A 15,905-nucleotide genomic window follows, 5' to 3' on the forward strand; every position below is an offset into this window, starting at 1 on the left:
ACGACCGCCGCCCGGGAGGCCAGCGTCAGAGTGGGCAGCGTCAGAGTGGGCAGCGTCAGAGTGGGCAGCGTCAGAGTGGGCAGCGTCAGAGTGGGCAGCGTCAGAGTGGGCAGCGTCCGCCGAACGTCCGGTGCCCTCGGGCGGCACGGCTTGCGATGCTGGCTGGGTCGGAGGTTGCCGTGGTGACTGCATGTTCAGTGAGGTTGAGGTCGTGAAGCTGGAAGCACCGGGCGGCGGAACCGTCGAACTACGCGTCGTCGACCGCACCAGCACCGCGCCGGGCAGTGACCAGACAAGCAGCGATCAGGGCGCGTTGCTCGTCGTGGAGGGGATCGTGGACGCCGGGGACGGGCGGGCGTGGACGTTCCGCGACGCGTGCCTGACGGTGGCGGAGGCGGCAGCGCTCGGCGGCTGGCTGTTGAAGGCCGCGAAGGGGCGGCTGGAGCTGCCGAACCGGTTGACGTTCGCGGCGCCGAGCCTGACGTTCACCCTGGAGGAGCACGACCATCTCCAGCCGCGCGTCACGGTCGGGTTCTCCCTGGCGGCGGCGCCGCCGTGGCTCGGTGAGGAGCGCGACCGCACGTACGACTACCCGATCACCCTTGACCTCGACCCGGAGTCCCTCGAGGCCGCGGCTGTGGACTGGGAACGCCAGCTTGCCGGGTGACAAGGCCGACTATGGTCGCCGCATGGCGATCGAGTTCCTGCACGACGACCAGATCCTCGTCCTCGACGGGCGGGTCCTGGAGATCTTCCGGCGGCACGGCCAGGACACCCAGCGGTATCACGTCGCGTTTCTGGGCGTCTACGTGAAGCCGAAGGGCGACAAGTACAAGGTGCAGGTCGGTCTGAGCTACGGCGAGCAGGTCCTCGGCGGTTCGACGCTGACCTTGGACGCGATGCAGTTCGCCAGGTTCCAGGAGTTCATCGGGCACGCCACCGCGGCCCGCGACAGCGCGCCCAACCCGCCGCGCTGACCCGCTCCCGCTGGCCGGTCGCTCCCGGCGGGGTCGGGCGGGGTCAGGCAGTCATAGGATCGCCGGATGCGACGACGCACCGCGGCAGCTGCACTGACGACCGTCGTTCTCGCGCTCGCCGGGTGCGGTGGGTCGCCGGCCAAGCCCGCGGGCGGCGTACCGGCTGCCAGTGGCACCGGGCCGGAGGCGAGCGCCGCGCCGTCCGTACCGGCGACGCAGAACGCGACCGCGAGTGCCTCCGCGGCGACGGCGATGCCGGCGCAGGGCAACCCGAACGGGCGGGCCACCGTGCCGGCCGAAGCGCGGGCCGTCGACACGTCGAAGCCGACCAGGGTCGTCGGCAACGGCAGCCCCGGCAGCTGCACCTCCGAGGCCGTGGTGTCGGCGGTCGGCGCGGGCGGGATCATCACGTTCAACTGCGGGCCGGCGCCGGTCACGATCACCATGAAGGCCACCGCGAAAATCAAGAACACGCAGGGCGCGAAGATCGTGCTCGACGGTGGTGGCAAGGTGACGCTCAGCGGTGAAGGCCGGCGGCGCATCCTGTACATGAACACGTGCGACAAGAATCAGGGCTGGACCACGTCGCACTGCCAGGACCAGGACCACCCGTCGCTGACGGTGCAGAACCTGACGTTCGCCGACGGCAACTCCACCGGCGACACCGCGGAGGGCGGCGGGGGTGGCGCGATCTTCGTGCGTGGCGGCCGGTTCAAGGTCGTCAACTCGCGCTTCGTGCGCAACCGCTGCGACCAGAGCGGACCGGATCTCGGCGGCGCCGCGATCCGGGTGCTCAGTCAGTTTCACAATCAGCCGGTGTACGTCGTGGGCAGCACCTTCGGCGGCGCCTCCGGCCAGGGCGGGGTCTGCGCCAACGGCGGCGCCCTGAGCAGCATCGGCGTGTCGTGGGTGGTGCTGAACAGCGTGCTGTCCTACAACTCGGCGGTGGGCAAGGGCGCCAACCCTGCCCGCGCCGGCACACCGGGCGGCGGCAGCGGCGGGGCGATCTACTGCGACGGCAACCAGTTCACCGTCCGGCTCGCCGGGACGCTCGTCGAGCAGAACAAGGCGAACGAGGGCGGCGGGGCGGTGTTCTTCGTCAGCAACGACCGCACGGGGACGATGTCGATCGAGAGCTCGACGCTGCGGAAGAACCCGAGCGCCGGGTTCGAGACCCAGGGGTTCCCCGGGATCTTCTTCCTCGGCGCCCGGCCCCCGTCGGTGTCGTCTTCCACACTGACTCGCTGAGCTGGCAGGCTGTGACTCTGGGCAGGCTGTGACTCTGGGCAGGCTGTGACTCTGGGCAGGCTGTGACTCTGGGCAGGCTACGACCGCAGGCAGGCGCAGAACGGGTGGCCGGCGGGGTCGAGCAGGACCAGGTACCGGTCGGGTGCGGGCTGGAAGTCGGGGCGGGTCGCGCCGAGCTTGAGGGCGCGCTCCTCGGCGTCGGCGAGGTCGTCGACGTAGAAGTCGAGGTGGAACTGCTTCGGCACGGGACCCTCGGGCCAGGTCGGCGGCGCGTAGCTCTCGATCTGGCCGAAGCCGACGGACGTGGTGCCGTCGCTGATCATCGCGTACTCCGCCTGGCTGTGGGTCACCTCCCAGCCGAGGACCTCGCTGTAGAAGGTGGCGAGCACCGGCGGCTCGGCGCAGTCGATGTTGACCATGATGAGCGTGGCGAATCCAGACATGCCCTCATCCTGCCGCCGGTACCTGCCACCTCATGTCAGGAATCCCCCGAAAGGTTCGAGGCGGTCGGTGCGGACCAGTTGCGGCGCAGCGCGACCATCCGCAGGGCGAAGACGAGCACCGCGGCCAGGCCGATGCTCACCGGGCGCTGCATGCGCAACGCGTCCAGCGCCGCGACCGAGGCGCAGCCCAGCAGGCCGGCCACGGCGTAGATCTCGCGCCGCAGCACCGAGGGGATCTCGCCGGTGAGCAGGTCCCGGATCAGCCCGCCGCCGATCCCGGTGATCATGCCGATGATGCAGGCGCCGACGGGTGGGATGCCGGCGTCGAGCGCCTTCAACGTGCCGGTCACCGTGAACAGGCCGAGGCCCGCGGCGTCGAGGACGAGGACCGTCCAGTGCAGCCGGCTGACCGTCGGGTGCAGCCAGAACGTGGCCGCGGACGTGACCACGGCGACCGCCGCGTACCGCCAGTCGACGAACGCGAACGGCTGCACGTTGACGAACACGTCCCGCAGGATGCCGCCGCCGAGCGCCGCCATGAACCCGACGAACACGACGCCGAACAGGTCCAGCCGCTTCGCGACGCCGGCGGTCGCGCCGGACGCCGCGAACACGGCGATGCCGACCAGGTCGACGACGAGCAGCGGGTTGAGCTCTGACACGGTTGTGCTCCAGCGGTACGGATGTGCGGACGGTGAGACTGGCACCGCAGGACGGGCGCGGCGCCGCACGGCACCGCGCCCGTCCTGTATACGGCAAGCCATTTGTACGGCACGCCGGTTCAGATGTTGTTGATGATCGCCATGCTGGTCTCGTGCTGCATCGCCATCATGTCGGAGACCGCGGCGGCGTCGTAGTAGCCGCCGGTGCTCGTGCCGGTGTCTGCTGCGTTCTCGGTGTCGGTCTCGGTGCCGGTCTCGGTGTCGGTCGCTTCGGACACGGAGCCCTCCGCGGTGGTCATGCCGCTGACGTCGCCGTCGAGGTTGCCGCCTGAGCCGTCGTACTCTGCCGTGTCGTATGCAGCCGTGTCGTATGCAGCGAGGTCGCCGTCCAGGTTGCCGCCCGAGCCGTCGTAGTCGGCGGTGTCAGCTGCGTCGGCTGCGTCGGCGGTCAGGTCGGTGTACTCGTCGGTGAGGGCGTTGTAGGACTTCTCGTAGACGCCGTTGCCGTCCTCGTCGAGGGCGGCGAAGTCGGCCTGGCCGTCGCCGTCGAGGTCGCCGACGATGACGTTGGCGCCGTCCTCGGTGGTGTAGATCACGGCCTGGTCCTCGACGCCGTCGCCGTCGAGGTCGGTGGTGAACGGGGTGTATTCGTCGCTCATATCGGTGGCTCCTTCAAATGCCTGTCAGGGAACGAGTGGAACCGTACGAGCAGGCCCGCGGCCCTGACTCCCCCTTTGCTGCCAACCGGACAGCGAGGAAGATCACCGGGCGGGTTTGCGTCACAGGGGCTGCGGGGTATTCAACCGTCGATTCGAAGAAGACGAGTTCGTTCGATAGATGGAGGCAGTCCCGTGGGCAGAGGATCCGGTATCGGCGGGGTCATCCTCGTCATCTGGCTGATCATCGGCGTGATCGCGGCAGGGCAGCGCGGCTACTTCGACAGCGAAGACACGAACTGCGCGAAGACCGGCACGATTCTCGTGACGATCGTCGCCGGACCACTGAACTACCTGGGCGTCAACCCGAAGATCAACTGCGACCTGCCGGAGCCCTCGAAGTAGGGGTCACGGCAGTTCACTGGAGCCGGTGCCACCGTCATGGCGCCGGCTTCAGCGCTGCTCACCCGGCAGTCCCCCAGCGCTCCCCCCAGCGCTCCCCCCACCGCTCCCCCCACCGCTCCCGCGGGTGCTTCCCTCAGTGCTGCCCGGCTTTCCGGAGCCTGTTCACTGCGTACTCCCGGTTCACTTCCAGCGGGGCGCGTTAGCTTCGGCGCATGGATGAGCACAAGGCACGGCGGGTGGTCGACACCTTGCGGGAGCGGGGCGTAGCCGCCCATCTGGAACTGGCGAAGGCGGGACTGTCGGCGTTCGGGGTGCGTATCGCGCTGCCGGACGGGCGCAGCGCCGTGTGGGACACCGACGGCACCGCCGGCCTGGAGGCACAGGTGATGCGGGACGGGATGCTCGTCGGGTACGTGCCGATGATCGAAGGCTCGGAGCACTTCACCGAGGCGCAGGTCGTCGACGCGATCGCCCGCACCGAGTACGACCGGCCGATCGCCAGGCAGCGCGCGGTGGCGCCGCCGCCCGGGCCGGCGCTGCCCTATGATGGCGGGTTCTTCCGGCGGTTCCGGTCAGGGTTCCGCACCACCTGACGAACTGGTGTCAGCCGTAGTCACAGGTCCTGGGTCTGCGCGCGTTCGATCTCGGTGAACGCCGCCTGCAGGTACCGGGGGAACGGACGCGCCTGCAGCAGGTCGACGAGCAGCAGCGGGGCGTGCCTCGCCAGGGCCTGCGGTGACGGGCGTCCCTCGTCGTCGTTGTCGTCCTGGACGCCGAGAGCGCCGACGAGCAGCACGACCATGACCTGTGGGTCGACGTCCTGCCATTCGGCCGCGGACCGCACCGCGTGCTCCAGGGCGGCGCGGACGTCGTCGCCGTCGAGGCCGTCGGGATGCAGGTCCTCGAGCAGGGTGCGCACGACGGCGCCGAGGACCAGGCCGACCTGCTCGGCGTCGAGGGCGGCGAGCTGCTCGACGGCCGCGTCGAACGGCTCCTTGTCGCGGGCCTGAGCGGCCTCGACCGCGGCCGCGGCGGCCGTCGCGATCGCCCGGGCCGGTGCCGGCAGGTGTCGCCAGCCTGACGGGGTGCGGGTGGTGTCCACACCGTCGAACCCTAGTGCCTGCACGATCGCCCACCTGCGACGGAGGCGGCATCGGCGACGTTTGACTGCTGTAACTCTGACTGCTGTAACTCTGACTGCTGTAGCTCTGACTGCTGTATCTCTGACTCTCGTATCTGTGCCTGCTGCATCTGTGAGCGCCGGCTCAGCGATGCCGAGCAACGGCCGGACCGCCCGTTCAGATCGTCGCCCAGCGCACAGGCCGTGGCGCACGCCACACCGGCGGCGGACCCGGAACTGTCACGTTCCGGGTGGGCTCCCCGTCGTCACTGCATGAAGCAACGAATGTCGCTCAGCGAAATCAATCCCGCCGCGTACCAGGCCGTGCTCGGACTCGAGAAGTACATCAGGGCACACGTCGACTCGGCGCTGCTGCACCTGCTCAAGCTCCGTGCGTCGATCCTGAACGGGTGCGCGTTCTGCGTCGACATGCATTCCACGGAGGCGCTCGCCGACGGCGAGGACAGCCGGAAGCTGTTCGCCGTCTCGGCATGGCGGGAAGGCCCGTTCTTCGACGACAAGGAACGGGCCGCGCTCGACCTCACCGACCACGTCACCCGGCTGGGTGAGCACGGGGTGCCGGACGAGGTGTGGGACACCGCCGTCGAGCACTACGGCACGGAGGGAGTTGCGGACCTCCTCATGGTCATTGCGACGATCAACGTGTGGAACCGTCTCGCGGTGTCGACCAGGACCCAGCCGCCGGCGCCGACCCAGCACCCGGCCCAGAACCAGCAGCCGGCCGTCTGAACGAGGAGTTCCTCGCGCACCGGCGAATGCTGCTCGGGCTGGCGTACCGCCTGCTCGGGACGCTGTACGACGCCGAGGACGTCCTGCAGGAGGCGTACCTGCGGTGGACCCGCGCGGACCGATCCGACGTCGCCGAGCCGCGCCGCTACCTGACCAGGGTGGTGGCGCGGCTCGCCGTCGACGCGCTCCGCACGCGGCAGGCGCGGCGGGAGGAGTACGTCGGGACCTGGCTGCCGGAACCGGTCCGCACCGGCGCGCCCGCGGGTGGGCCCGCCGGCACGGAGCTCTCGGGCAGTGGGTTCGCCGGCAGTGGGTTCGCCCACAGTGGGATCGCCGGCAGTGAGTTGCGTGGCAGTGGGTTCGGCGGGCTCGAAGATCTGATCGACACGTCGGACCTGTCGATCGCGGTGCTGCACCTGATGGAGCGGCTGACACCGCCACAGCGGGCCGTGTACGTGCTGCGGACCGCGTTCGAGCTGCCGTACGCGGAGATCGCGGTGATCCTGGACCGCAGCGAGGAGGACTGCCGGCAGCTGCACCGGCGGGCGGGGGCCGCGCTCGCGGGGCGGGCCAGGTTCAGCACCGACCCGGCCGAGCACACGCGGCTCCTCGAAGGGTTCGTCGCGGCCGCCCGGGACGGCGACGTCAAACGCCTCGAACAGCTGCTCCACGAGGACGTGATCGCGTGGAACGACGGCGGCGGCAAGGTGAGGACGGGCCCGAACCCGATCCGCGGGCGGGCGAAGGTCGTGCGGTTCTTCGTCGGCATCATGCGCAAGCGCGCCCGGGCCGGCGCGGCGCCGTTCACGGCCGTGCCGACCGGGGTCAACGGGCAGTACGCGCTGTTCGTGGACGCGAACTACCGGTGCGCCATGTGCGTCAGTGTCGTCGACGGGCGGATTCAGGACCTGTTCCGGATCGCGAATCCGGCGAAGCTCTCAACCTTTGGCGGGGAAGACTCGTAGTAGGGGGTATGCGCGACTTCGACGAGTTCGCCGCCGCGGCGACCCAGCCGTTGCTGCGGCTCGGCTGGCTGCTGACCGGCGACGCCGAACAGGCGCAGGACCTCGCGCAGAACACGCTGATCCGGACGTACGGCGCGTGGCACCGGGTCCGGCACGATGACGCGCTCAGCTACGCCCGGCGGGTCATGGTCAACCTGCACACGGACTGGCTGCGACGGCGGCCGTGGCGGGAGCAGCCGCGCGCCGACCTGCCCGACACCGGCGCCCACGACGGGGGTCAGGGTGCCGTCGAGGACAGGGCCGCGCTGGTGGCCGCGCTGCAGTCGCTGACCCGGCGGGAGCGGGCCGCGATCGTGCTCCGCTACTACGTCGACCTGTCGGAACAGCAGACGGCGCAGACCCTCGGCGTCAGCGTCGGCACGGTCAAGTCCGTCTGCTCGCGGGCTCTCGCCAAGCTGCGAGGCAGCCCTGCGCTGCGTGAGGAACGCCTCTTCGTTCGTACGGCCCAGGGAGAACGATCATGAGCACTGAGCCTGTAGGTGCTGATTCTGTGAGTGCTGATGCTGTGAGTCCTGATGCTGTGAGTGCTGATGCTGTGAGTGCTGTGTTGCAGCTGGACGAGCGGCTCGGTGACCGGCTCACCGACGCGGCGGCGGCCGCGCCGGACCAGTTGGGGGTCACGGTCGAGGAGCTCCGCAGGCGGGGGGCGCGGCGGCGGCAGACCCGGATCGGGGTCGCGTCCGCGGCGGTGCTGCTCGTCGCGGGCGCCACGGCCGGCGGGGTGTTCAGCGGGGTCAGCGGCGGGTCCGGCACGGAGGGCTTCACGGTCGGTGCGCCACCCGCCACCGCCGGGCCAAGCTCCGGACCGAACTCCGGACCGAGCTCCGGGTCAGGCTCTAGACCAGCCGCCGGACCGTCAGCCGGAACGACGACCGAGGTGCCGGATGCGACCGCTGGAGGCGGCTCGGCGTACGCCGTCGTCGAACCGGTGACCACGATCGACACGGGTGAGGCGATCGCCGGTGGGACGCTGACGCTGTGGTTCGCGGTGCACGAGGACCGGTTCCTGCAGGCGGTCGGGCACCGCGGGGCGGACGGGAAGCTGGCCCTGGTCGGCGTCACCAACGACCCGGACGTGACCGGGACGGGGCCCGGGGACGTCGGATTCCACGCGGGCTGGGAGGTCGGCTCCGGAGCGGACCGGTTCGTCACCGGCTACGTCGTCGGAGACGTCACGAAGGTGACCCTGACCGTCGACGGGGCACCGGCAACCGCGAAGGTCGCCGCCTGGCCGGAGAACCCTGCCGTGCACGTGTGGTGGCTGCGGGTGCCCGCTGCGGCGGGCGCGGCGGCATCGTCCGTGCAGGTGCGGGACCTGGTCGCGACCGACGCGGCGGGCACGGTCGTGGCGTCGGCGCCGGACGGCGGTGTCGCCGTCGGGTGACCGGCGGGGTGCCGGCAGAACACGGGTAGAAGGCCGACCGGGGCGTCGACACAGCCCCAACAGGGCGCCGGCAGAGTCCCCACAGAGCCCCGACAGGGCGCCGGCAGAGCGCCGGTTGGTCGGCACTCCCCCGGAGCCTGAAGTCGGCGTATGGTCGGTTGCCAAGGAGGCCCGCCATGCCTGCTGAGGACTTCGAACCGACCGTTTTCGACTATGTGATCGTGGGTGCCGGGCCGGCCGGTTGTGTACTGGCCAACCGGCTCTCCGCGGACCCGGGCACGACCGTGCTGCTGCTGGAGGCCGGTGGGCCTGACAAGGCCAGGGAGATCCGGATCCCGGCGGCGTTCAGCAAGCTGTTCGCCACGCCGTACGACTGGAACTATCGCACCGTCAAGCAGCCGCGGCTCGCCGACCGGGAGCTGTTCTGGCCGCGGGGCAAGACCCTCGGCGGCTCCACATCGATCAACGCGCAGATGTGGATCCGGGGCTGCGCCGCCGACTACGACGGGTGGGGTGTCGACGGCTGGTCGTACGCGGAGGTGCTGCCGTACTTCCAGAAGATCGAACGCCGTGTCGGTGCCGCCGAGGGCAGCGGGTACGGCACCGGCGGTCCATTGTGGATCGACGAGCTGCGCAGCCCGAGCCGGATCACGGCCGCGTTCCTCGAGGCGTGCGTCGCGGAGGGGATCCCGGCGACGGCCGACCTCAACGGACCTGACAACAGCGGCTGCTCCCCCACGCCGGTCACCCAGCACAGGGGCGCCCGGTTCAGCGCCGCCGACGCGTACCTGCGGCCGGCACGGCGGCGGCCGAACCTGACCGTGCGCACCGGCGCGACCGTGGACCGCCTGCGCCTGGCGGAGCCTGCGAAGTCAGCGCCGGCCAAGTCAGGGCCAGCCACGAGCGGTACACAGGCTGAGGCGGCGAAGCGTCGGGTCATCGGTGTCTCGTACCGTGACGGCAGCGGAGTCGTGAGCGAGGTGACGGCGCAGCGGGAGGTGCTGCTGTGCGCCGGTGCCGTGAACACGCCGCAGATCCTGCAGCTGTCCGGCATCGGCGACCCCGACGCGCTGCGGGCCGCCGGGGTCGAACCGGTCCACGAACTGCCCGGCGTCGGGGCGAACCTGCAGGACCACCTGTCCACGGGTGTCGTCGTGACGTGCCCGCAGCCGATCACGATGTTCGCGGCGGAGTCGCTCGGCAGCGTCGCGCGGTACCTGTTCGGGCGGAGGGGAATGCTGTCGTCGAACGTCGCGGAGGCGGTCGCGTTCATCGCCCCGGACGCCGGGACGCCGCCGGAGATCGAGCTGATCTTCGCGCCGGTGCCGTTCGTCGAGCACGGGATGGTGCCGCCGCCCGCGCACGGGTTGACGATCGGGGTGGTGCTCCTGCAGCCTCGCAGCAGGGGGACGGTCGGGATCGCCGGGCCGACCGCGGCCGAGCCGCCGGTGATCGAGCCGGGCTACCTGAGCGACGAGGCCGACCTGCGGCGTCTGATCTGGGGTGTACGGGTGGCGGAGCGGCTCGCCCGGTCGTCGGCGCTCGCGCCGTACGTCGGTGAGCCGATGGAGCCGTACACGGGGGTCCTCGACGACGACGGGCTCGCCGAGTCGATCCGGCAGCACTCGGAGACGCTGTACCACCCGGTCGGTACCTGCCGGATGGGCACCGACGACAGCGCTGTGGTCGACGCCTCGCTGCGGGTGCGGGGGCTGGCCGGGGTGCGGGTCGTGGACGCCTCGGTGCTGCCGGTGATCAACCGGGGGCACACGATGGCGCCGGTGTACATGGTCGCGGAGAAGGCCGCCGACCTGATCATCGCGGGGCGCTGAGCACAGGAGCCGGCTGGGCAGCAGCCAGCCACGCATCGGAGTCAGCCAGGCCGGCTGAGCACAGGGTCAGCCGGTGGCCGGGGTCAACCGCAGGGCGGCACGGGTCCTGGGGTGGAGGGCGAGGACCGTTGTCAAAGGCCAGAGCGACTGGGCGCCGGCGGCAACCCGTTCGGCGAGCCCTACCAGTACACCGACGGCGAGCGCTACGCAGAAGAGCACGACAAACGTGACCAGCACGCCGGCCGCGGCTCGCATCAGCGCCGGCGGGACCGGCTGGGGTGCGCTGCCGGGGACGCGGCTCAGGGCGGGCCACAGCGCGAGGCAGGCGAACGCGACCGTCGCCGCGAACTGATGCGCCCCCGACGAGCCGGTGCGGGGCAGCGGGAACGCGGCGACGAGGACGGTGGCGACGCCGCCGGTGGCGAGCATGACCCTGGCCGGGGTCGCGAACGGGCGCAGGCCGAGGGCGGTGACGCAGTGGCAGAGTCCGACGCCGAGCAGGGCCACGGTCATCACCCACCGGTGGGCGGCGCCGTGGCCGGCGAGGGCGCTGATCGTGTCCCTGAGCGAGTCGAAGCCGGAGCTGGCTGGTTGGAGTGCTGCGGCAAGGGTCCAGCCGCCGATGAGCAGGACCGGTGCGGTGGCCGAGGAGACCACCGCGAACCACCGCACCGAGCCGAGCCGTCCCGAACGACGCATGTCCAGGAGTATGCGCTGCCGTGGGCAGGCGCCGCTCTCAGGCCGTAACTATCACGGCGCTGCTGTCACGGCATTGCTGTCACGGCATTGCTGTCACGGCATTGCTGTCACGGCATTGCTGTCACGGGCCCCAGGCTTCGAGCTCCCAGAGGGAGTAGCCCCACTGGGAGCCGCGCTGGGTGCCGTTGACCCGCAGGTACCGGCCGGAGCCGGTGACCGTCAGGTCGTCGACGCCGCCGTCGCCGGTCGTCGTCGTGTAGATGTCCGTCCAGGTGTTGCCGTCCGGTGAGGTCTGGATCTGGTACGCCTTGCCGTACGCCGTCTCCCAGTTGAGCCGCACCCGGGTGATGGACCTGGTGGCACCGAGGTCGAGCCGGATCCACTGCGGGTCGGCGTACGCGCTGCCCCAGCGGGTGGCGACGTTGCCGTCGACGGCGTTCGCGCCGGTGTGCGCGCTGCCCGGCTCGACCGACGACACCGTCACCGGGCAGTTGCGGCACAGCGACTGCGGTCCGGTGCTCGCCGGGGTGCCGTACACGTTGAGGTCCCAGATCGAGTAGCCCCACTGCGTGCCGCGCTGGGTCTGGTTCACCCGCACGTATCTGCCGGTGCCGGTCAGGGTGACGTCGTCGACGCCGCCGTCGCCGGTCGTCGTGGTGAACACGTTGGTCCACGCCGCCCCGTCGGGTGAGGTCTGGATCTGGTACGCCCTCGCGTACGCGGCCTCCCAGTTGATCCGGACCCGGTTGAGGGTGTACGAGGCATCGAGGTCGACCTGGAGCCACTGCGGGTCGGCGTGGACGCTGCCCCAGCGGGTGCCGGCGTTGCCGTCGACGGCGTTCGCGGCGACGAGGGTGCTGTTCGGCACGGTGCCGTTCGGCTCCACGGACGATGCGGTCGCCGTCTTGCCACGGGCGATGTCGGTGGCGGGTGGGGTGCCGTCGGTCCTGATCCGGATGTTGCGGTAGAAGATGTCGGCGCCGGCACCGTCGTTCTGGACGCCGATGTAGCCGGACTGGATCGCCCTGGTGCTGGTGTAGTCGTTGATCTTCACGCCGTTGAGCCAGATCTCCACCCGCTGGCCGTGCACACCGATCTCGTAGGTGTTCCACTGGCCCGGTGCGTTCAGCGCCGCGGCACGCAGGGCAGTGTCGGGGGCCTTGAAGCTGTACACGCTGCCGGTGGTGCGCGACGGGTCGGCGTCGGTCGCGTCGATCTGGATCTCATGACCGGTGTTGACGGGGCCCCATGGGTCGCCGTTGGGGTCGGGGAACCCGATGAAGACGCCGCCGTTGTCGTCGCCGGGCATCTGCCAGTCGACCTTCAGCGAGTAGTTGGAGAACTGGCTCACCGGGTACCACAGCAGCCCCATGCCACCGAACGACGTGAGCGTGCCGTCGGCGAGCGTGAACCCGCCGGGGCCGGCCTGGCGCCACTGGTTGAGGCTCGACTGGCTGCCGTCGAACAGCCCTTGGTAGCCGGTTTCGGGGCGGCAGTCGGCCTGGGCCTGTCCCGCGGCCCACATGATGCCGCCGAGGAGGTGGGCGGTGAAGTTCGCCTCGGTGTAGGACGCTTCGGTGTGGCCGAGTCCGGTGTACCAGGAGCGGCCGCCGTCGAACTGCTTGCACCATGAGATGGGGTGGTCCCCGGCCGTGCCGTTGCCGGGCATGGTGCCTCCCGAGTAGGAGGTTTCATCGAGGCTCATCAGCACCTTGGCGGTGCTGCGGGGGTTGGTCTGGTAGTTGTACCACTCGTCGGTGCGGGTCCAGGTCTGCGGCAGGTGCGCGGTGGCGGGGTTCGCGCGGTCCTCGACCTTGATCGTCGCCTGCTGCTGCGCGGGGTGCGAGCTGAACCAGGCGCCGACGAGGTTGCCGTACCAGGGCCAGGTGTACTCGGTGTCGGCCGCGGCGTGCACGCCGACGTAGCCGCCGCCCGCGCGGATGTAGGACTCGAACGCGGTCTGCTGCGCGGCGTTGAGCACGTCACCGGTGGTCGACAGCCACACGACGGCCTTGTACTGGGCGAGGTTGGCGGTCGTGAACGCGGCCGCGTCCTCGGTCGTGTCGACGGCGAAGTTGTTGGCGGTGCCGAGCGCCTGCACGGCGGCGATGCCGTTGGGGATCGAGCTGTGCCGGAAGCCCGCCGTCTTGGAGAAGACGAGGATCTTGTACGCGGGTGCGGCGGCCGCTGGGGTTGCCGCGCCGCTCGCGGCGAGGATGGCGGCGACAGCGGTCGCGGCCATCAGTTTCCAACCAGGCAGTTTCCAACCAGGCAGTTTCCAACCAGGCAGTTTCCAACCAGGCAGTTTCCAACCGGGTGTACGCACGTGACGTGCTCCTTCCGACTGGATCGCGGGTCTGTGCGGGACCGTCGCGATCACGGGAGAGGAGGAGCGCGCCGAACGCACCTTCCGTTGCTTCAAGCAGAACTTTGCCGTCAACCAACAAAAGTGTCAATGCCTCGATGAGTGACACCCAGCGACTGACACCTAGTGACTGGCGTTCCGTGACTGGCGCCCCGTGACTGGTTCCGGTGGCAGATGCCGGGTGATTGACGACTCGTTAAGTCGTGCACGATCTAGTCGTGTGCTACTTTTCGGTGGTGAGGGATGTTCTGGCACTCGACCAGCAGGTATGTTTCGCGCTGTACACGGCCTCGCGGGCCGTTACCGCGCGCTACCGTCCACTGCTCGACGAGCTGGGCATCACGTACCCGCAGTACCTCGTCCTACTCGTGCTCTGGGAGCACGACGCGCAGACCGTCAAGGAGATCGGCGCCGCGCTGCGGCTCGACTCGAGCACCCTGTCGCCGCTGCTCAAACGCCTCGAGGCGGCCGGCCTCGTCGCGCGTTCACGACGCACCGACGACGAGCGCTCCGTCACGGTCCGGCTCACCGACACGGGCAGCGCACTGCGCGAACGGGCCCGTGCCGTCCCCGCCCGGCTCGTCTGCGACGGCGGGCTCGGCATCAGCGAGCTCGACGCGCTCCGCGAAACCCTGGTGCGCCTCACGGCAACACTCACCGACCCAGCGCTCACCGACCCGGCGCCTATCAACAGTGCGGCGCTCACCGACCCGCAAGGAGACACCCCTGATGGCAGTCCTGTACACCGCTGACGTCACCGCCACCGGCGACGGCCGCGACGGCCACGTCACCAGCACCGACGGCATCATCGACGTCGACGTCGCCGTGCCCAAGGAGATGGGCGGCGCCGGCGGGGCGACCAACCCCGAGCAGCTGTTCGCCGCCGGTTACGCGGCCTGCTTCCACAGCGCGCTGCGGGTCGTGGCCCGCCGTGCCAAGGCGTCCGTCGAGGGCTCCGAGGTCAACGCCCGCGTCGGCATCGGGCCCAACGGCAGCGGCGGGTTCGGCCTGGACGTCACGCTGACGGTCACCCTGCCCGATGTCGACCCGGCCGTCGCCCGGCAGCTCGTCGACGCGGCGCACCAGGTCTGCCCGTACTCGAACGCGACCCGCGGCAACATCGACGTCAAGCTGGAGATCGCGTGACCGGGGACGGCGTGACGGGAGACAGTGTGACCGGGGACGGCACCAGCGGCGCTGGGGCTGGCGGGGGCGGCACGGTGAGCCGGGTCTGGCAGCTCGCCGCCCGGCCGACCGGGTTCCCGACGCCGGAGGACTTCCGGCTCGTCACCGAGGAACTGCCGGCGCCCGGCCCCGGACAGATCCTCGTCCGCAACGAGGTCATGTCCGTCGACCCGGCGATGCGCGGCCGGATGAACGACGTGCCGTCGTACGTGGCGCCGTTCAAACTCGACGAGGCCCTCGACGGCGGCGCGGTCGGCACGGTCATCGCCACAGGGGGGCCCGCTGGTGACTCTGGCCGCGATTCCGGCCGTGACTCTGGCCGTGATTCTGCGTCTCCCGCCGTCGGCGACAGTGTTCTGCACGGGCTCGGCTGGCGCGAGTACGCGCTCCTCGACGCGCGGCACAGCCGGGTCGTGGACACCACGATCGCGCCGGCTTCGGCGTACCTCGGCGTGCTCGGGATGCCGGGTCTCACCGCATACGCCGGGCTCCTCGACGTGGCGAAGATGCGCCCCGACGAGACGGTGTTCATCTCCGGCGCCGCCGGGGCCGTCGGGACCCTCGCCGGGCAGATCGCCCGGCTGCGGGGCGCGCGGCTCGTGATCGGGTCCGCCGGCTCCGCGGAGAAGGTGCGGTACCTCGTCGAGGACCTCGGATTCGACGCCGCGTTCAACTACAAGGACGGCTCGATCCGGACGCAGCTGAAGCAGCTCACCCCCGACGGCATCGACGTCTTCTTCGACAACGTCGGCGGCGAGCAGCTGGAAGCGGCCCTGTTCCGGATGAACCTGCACGGTCGGGTCGCCGTCTGCGGCGCGATCTCGCAGTACAACAACCCCGACCCGACCGGCATCCGGAACCTGACGCTGCTCATCAGCAAGCGGATCACATTGCAGGGGTTCCTGGTCCTCGACCACTGGGGGCGGCGGCAGGAGTTCGTCGAGGAGATGGCCGGTTGGCTGCGCGAGGGACGGGTGCAGGTCGCGGAGACGTTCGTGGACGGCATCGACCACGCCGTCGACGGGTTCCTCGGCATGCTCCGCGGGGAAAACCTCGGCAAGATGATCGTCCGCCTCTCGTGAGCTGGTCCGCGCGCCAGAACGGCGCGGTACACAGGGACGCCGTGCGTGAGAGCGCTGTTCCCGGCAGCGCTG

At 70.5% G+C, this 15,905-nt stretch carries 18 protein-coding genes and 1 pseudogene; 13 read left to right on the forward strand and 6 right to left on the reverse strand.

Annotated elements, in window-relative coordinates:
* Positions 1-190: 190 nt before the first annotated feature.
* From OHA72_RS62890 to OHA72_RS62900, 3 genes are all read left to right on the forward strand, one after another.
* Positions 191-667, forward strand: coding sequence for a WapI family immunity protein (locus OHA72_RS62890; protein ID WP_327005523.1), 477 nt, complete (start codon positions 191-193; stop codon positions 665-667).
* A gap of 22 nt (positions 668-689) precedes the next feature.
* Positions 690-977 carry a hypothetical protein gene (locus tag OHA72_RS62895; RefSeq protein WP_327005524.1) on the forward strand — a complete coding sequence of 96 codons (288 nt, stop codon included), beginning with the start codon at positions 690-692 and terminating at the stop codon, positions 975-977.
* Between the two features lie 66 nt (positions 978-1,043).
* Positions 1,044-2,225 carry a hypothetical protein gene (locus OHA72_RS62900; protein WP_327005525.1) on the forward strand — a complete coding sequence of 394 codons (1,182 nt, stop codon included), beginning with the start codon at positions 1,044-1,046 and terminating at the stop codon, positions 2,223-2,225.
* Positions 2,226-2,302: 77 nt separating this feature from the next.
* Here the strand turns inward: OHA72_RS62900 and OHA72_RS62905 are convergent, their stop codons facing one another.
* The 3 genes from OHA72_RS62905 to OHA72_RS62915 all read right to left on the reverse strand — a co-directional run bounded on the left by OHA72_RS62905 (position 2,303) and on the right by OHA72_RS62915 (position 3,989).
* The gene (locus OHA72_RS62905; RefSeq protein ID WP_327005526.1) at positions 2,303-2,668 is read right to left on the reverse strand and encodes a VOC family protein; all 366 of its coding nucleotides are present in this window, start codon (positions 2,666-2,668) and stop codon (positions 2,303-2,305) included.
* Positions 2,669-2,703: 35 nt separating this feature from the next.
* Positions 2,704-3,330, reverse strand: a complete 627-nt coding sequence (locus tag OHA72_RS62910) for a trimeric intracellular cation channel family protein (protein ID WP_327005527.1) — start codon at positions 3,328-3,330, stop codon at positions 2,704-2,706.
* Positions 3,331-3,449: 119 nt separating this feature from the next.
* The gene (locus tag OHA72_RS62915) at positions 3,450-3,989 is read right to left on the reverse strand and encodes a hypothetical protein (protein WP_327005528.1); all 540 of its coding nucleotides are present in this window, start codon (positions 3,987-3,989) and stop codon (positions 3,450-3,452) included.
* A 192-nt stretch (positions 3,990-4,181) separates the two neighbouring features.
* Here OHA72_RS62915 and OHA72_RS62920 point away from each other — a divergent pair, with 192 nt between their 5' ends.
* Positions 4,182-4,391: a hypothetical protein gene (locus tag OHA72_RS62920; protein WP_327005529.1), complete on the forward strand. Its 210-nt coding sequence runs from the start codon at positions 4,182-4,184 to the stop codon at positions 4,389-4,391.
* A gap of 212 nt (positions 4,392-4,603) precedes the next feature.
* Positions 4,604-4,984: a hypothetical protein gene (locus OHA72_RS62925; protein WP_327005530.1), complete on the forward strand. Its 381-nt coding sequence runs from the start codon at positions 4,604-4,606 to the stop codon at positions 4,982-4,984.
* Positions 4,985-5,004: 20 nt separating this feature from the next.
* Here OHA72_RS62925 and OHA72_RS62930 read toward each other — a convergent pair whose 3' ends face one another.
* Positions 5,005-5,517: a hypothetical protein gene (locus OHA72_RS62930; protein WP_327005531.1), complete on the reverse strand. Its 513-nt coding sequence runs from the start codon at positions 5,515-5,517 to the stop codon at positions 5,005-5,007.
* A gap of 279 nt (positions 5,518-5,796) precedes the next feature.
* On the opposite strand from OHA72_RS62930, the gene OHA72_RS62935 reads away from it, so the two are divergent.
* From OHA72_RS62935 to OHA72_RS62955, 5 genes are all read left to right on the forward strand, one after another.
* A complete protein-coding gene (locus OHA72_RS62935; RefSeq protein ID WP_327005532.1) occupies positions 5,797-6,261 on the forward strand; it encodes a carboxymuconolactone decarboxylase family protein in 465 nt (154 codons plus the stop codon).
* A 26-nt stretch (positions 6,262-6,287) separates the two neighbouring features.
* A complete protein-coding gene (locus tag OHA72_RS62940; protein WP_327005533.1) occupies positions 6,288-7,226 on the forward strand; it encodes a sigma-70 family RNA polymerase sigma factor in 939 nt (312 codons plus the stop codon).
* An 8-nt stretch (positions 7,227-7,234) separates the two neighbouring features.
* On the forward strand, positions 7,235-7,750 hold the full coding sequence (locus OHA72_RS62945) for a SigE family RNA polymerase sigma factor (RefSeq protein ID WP_327005534.1): 516 nt from the start codon (positions 7,235-7,237) through the stop codon (positions 7,748-7,750).
* A 71-nt stretch (positions 7,751-7,821) separates the two neighbouring features.
* Complete coding sequence (locus OHA72_RS62950) at positions 7,822-8,670, forward strand: hypothetical protein (protein WP_327005535.1); 849 nt, start codon at positions 7,822-7,824, stop codon at positions 8,668-8,670.
* Positions 8,671-8,846: 176 nt separating this feature from the next.
* Positions 8,847-10,502, forward strand: a complete 1,656-nt coding sequence (locus OHA72_RS62955) for a GMC family oxidoreductase (RefSeq protein ID WP_327005536.1) — start codon at positions 8,847-8,849, stop codon at positions 10,500-10,502.
* A gap of 66 nt (positions 10,503-10,568) precedes the next feature.
* Here the strand turns inward: OHA72_RS62955 and OHA72_RS62960 are convergent, their stop codons facing one another.
* Together OHA72_RS62960 and OHA72_RS62965 are read right to left on the reverse strand one after the other, a co-directional pair.
* Positions 10,569-11,201, reverse strand: a complete 633-nt coding sequence (locus OHA72_RS62960; RefSeq protein WP_327005537.1) for a DUF998 domain-containing protein — start codon at positions 11,199-11,201, stop codon at positions 10,569-10,571.
* Positions 11,202-11,322: 121 nt separating this feature from the next.
* A complete protein-coding gene (locus tag OHA72_RS62965; protein ID WP_327005538.1) occupies positions 11,323-13,443 on the reverse strand; it encodes a ThuA domain-containing protein in 2,121 nt (706 codons plus the stop codon).
* Positions 13,444-13,802: 359 nt separating this feature from the next.
* On the opposite strand from OHA72_RS62965, the pseudogene OHA72_RS62970 reads away from it, so the two are divergent.
* The 3 genes and pseudogenes from OHA72_RS62970 to OHA72_RS62980 all read left to right on the forward strand — a co-directional run.
* A pseudogene (locus OHA72_RS62970) lies at positions 13,803-14,222 on the forward strand (MarR family winged helix-turn-helix transcriptional regulator); the annotation flags it as partial.
* 73 nt (positions 14,223-14,295) lie between these two features.
* A complete protein-coding gene (locus OHA72_RS62975; protein WP_327005539.1) occupies positions 14,296-14,712 on the forward strand; it encodes an organic hydroperoxide resistance protein in 417 nt (138 codons plus the stop codon).
* Between the two features lie 74 nt (positions 14,713-14,786).
* Positions 14,787-15,833, forward strand: a complete 1,047-nt coding sequence (locus OHA72_RS62980) for an NADP-dependent oxidoreductase (protein WP_327011926.1) — start codon at positions 14,787-14,789, stop codon at positions 15,831-15,833.
* The last annotated feature ends 72 nt before the right edge of the window (positions 15,834-15,905 follow it).

The sequence above is a fragment of the Dactylosporangium sp. NBC_01737 genome, from assembly GCF_035963215.1.
In the GTDB taxonomy this organism is placed as follows: domain Bacteria; phylum Actinomycetota; class Actinomycetes; order Mycobacteriales; family Micromonosporaceae; genus Dactylosporangium.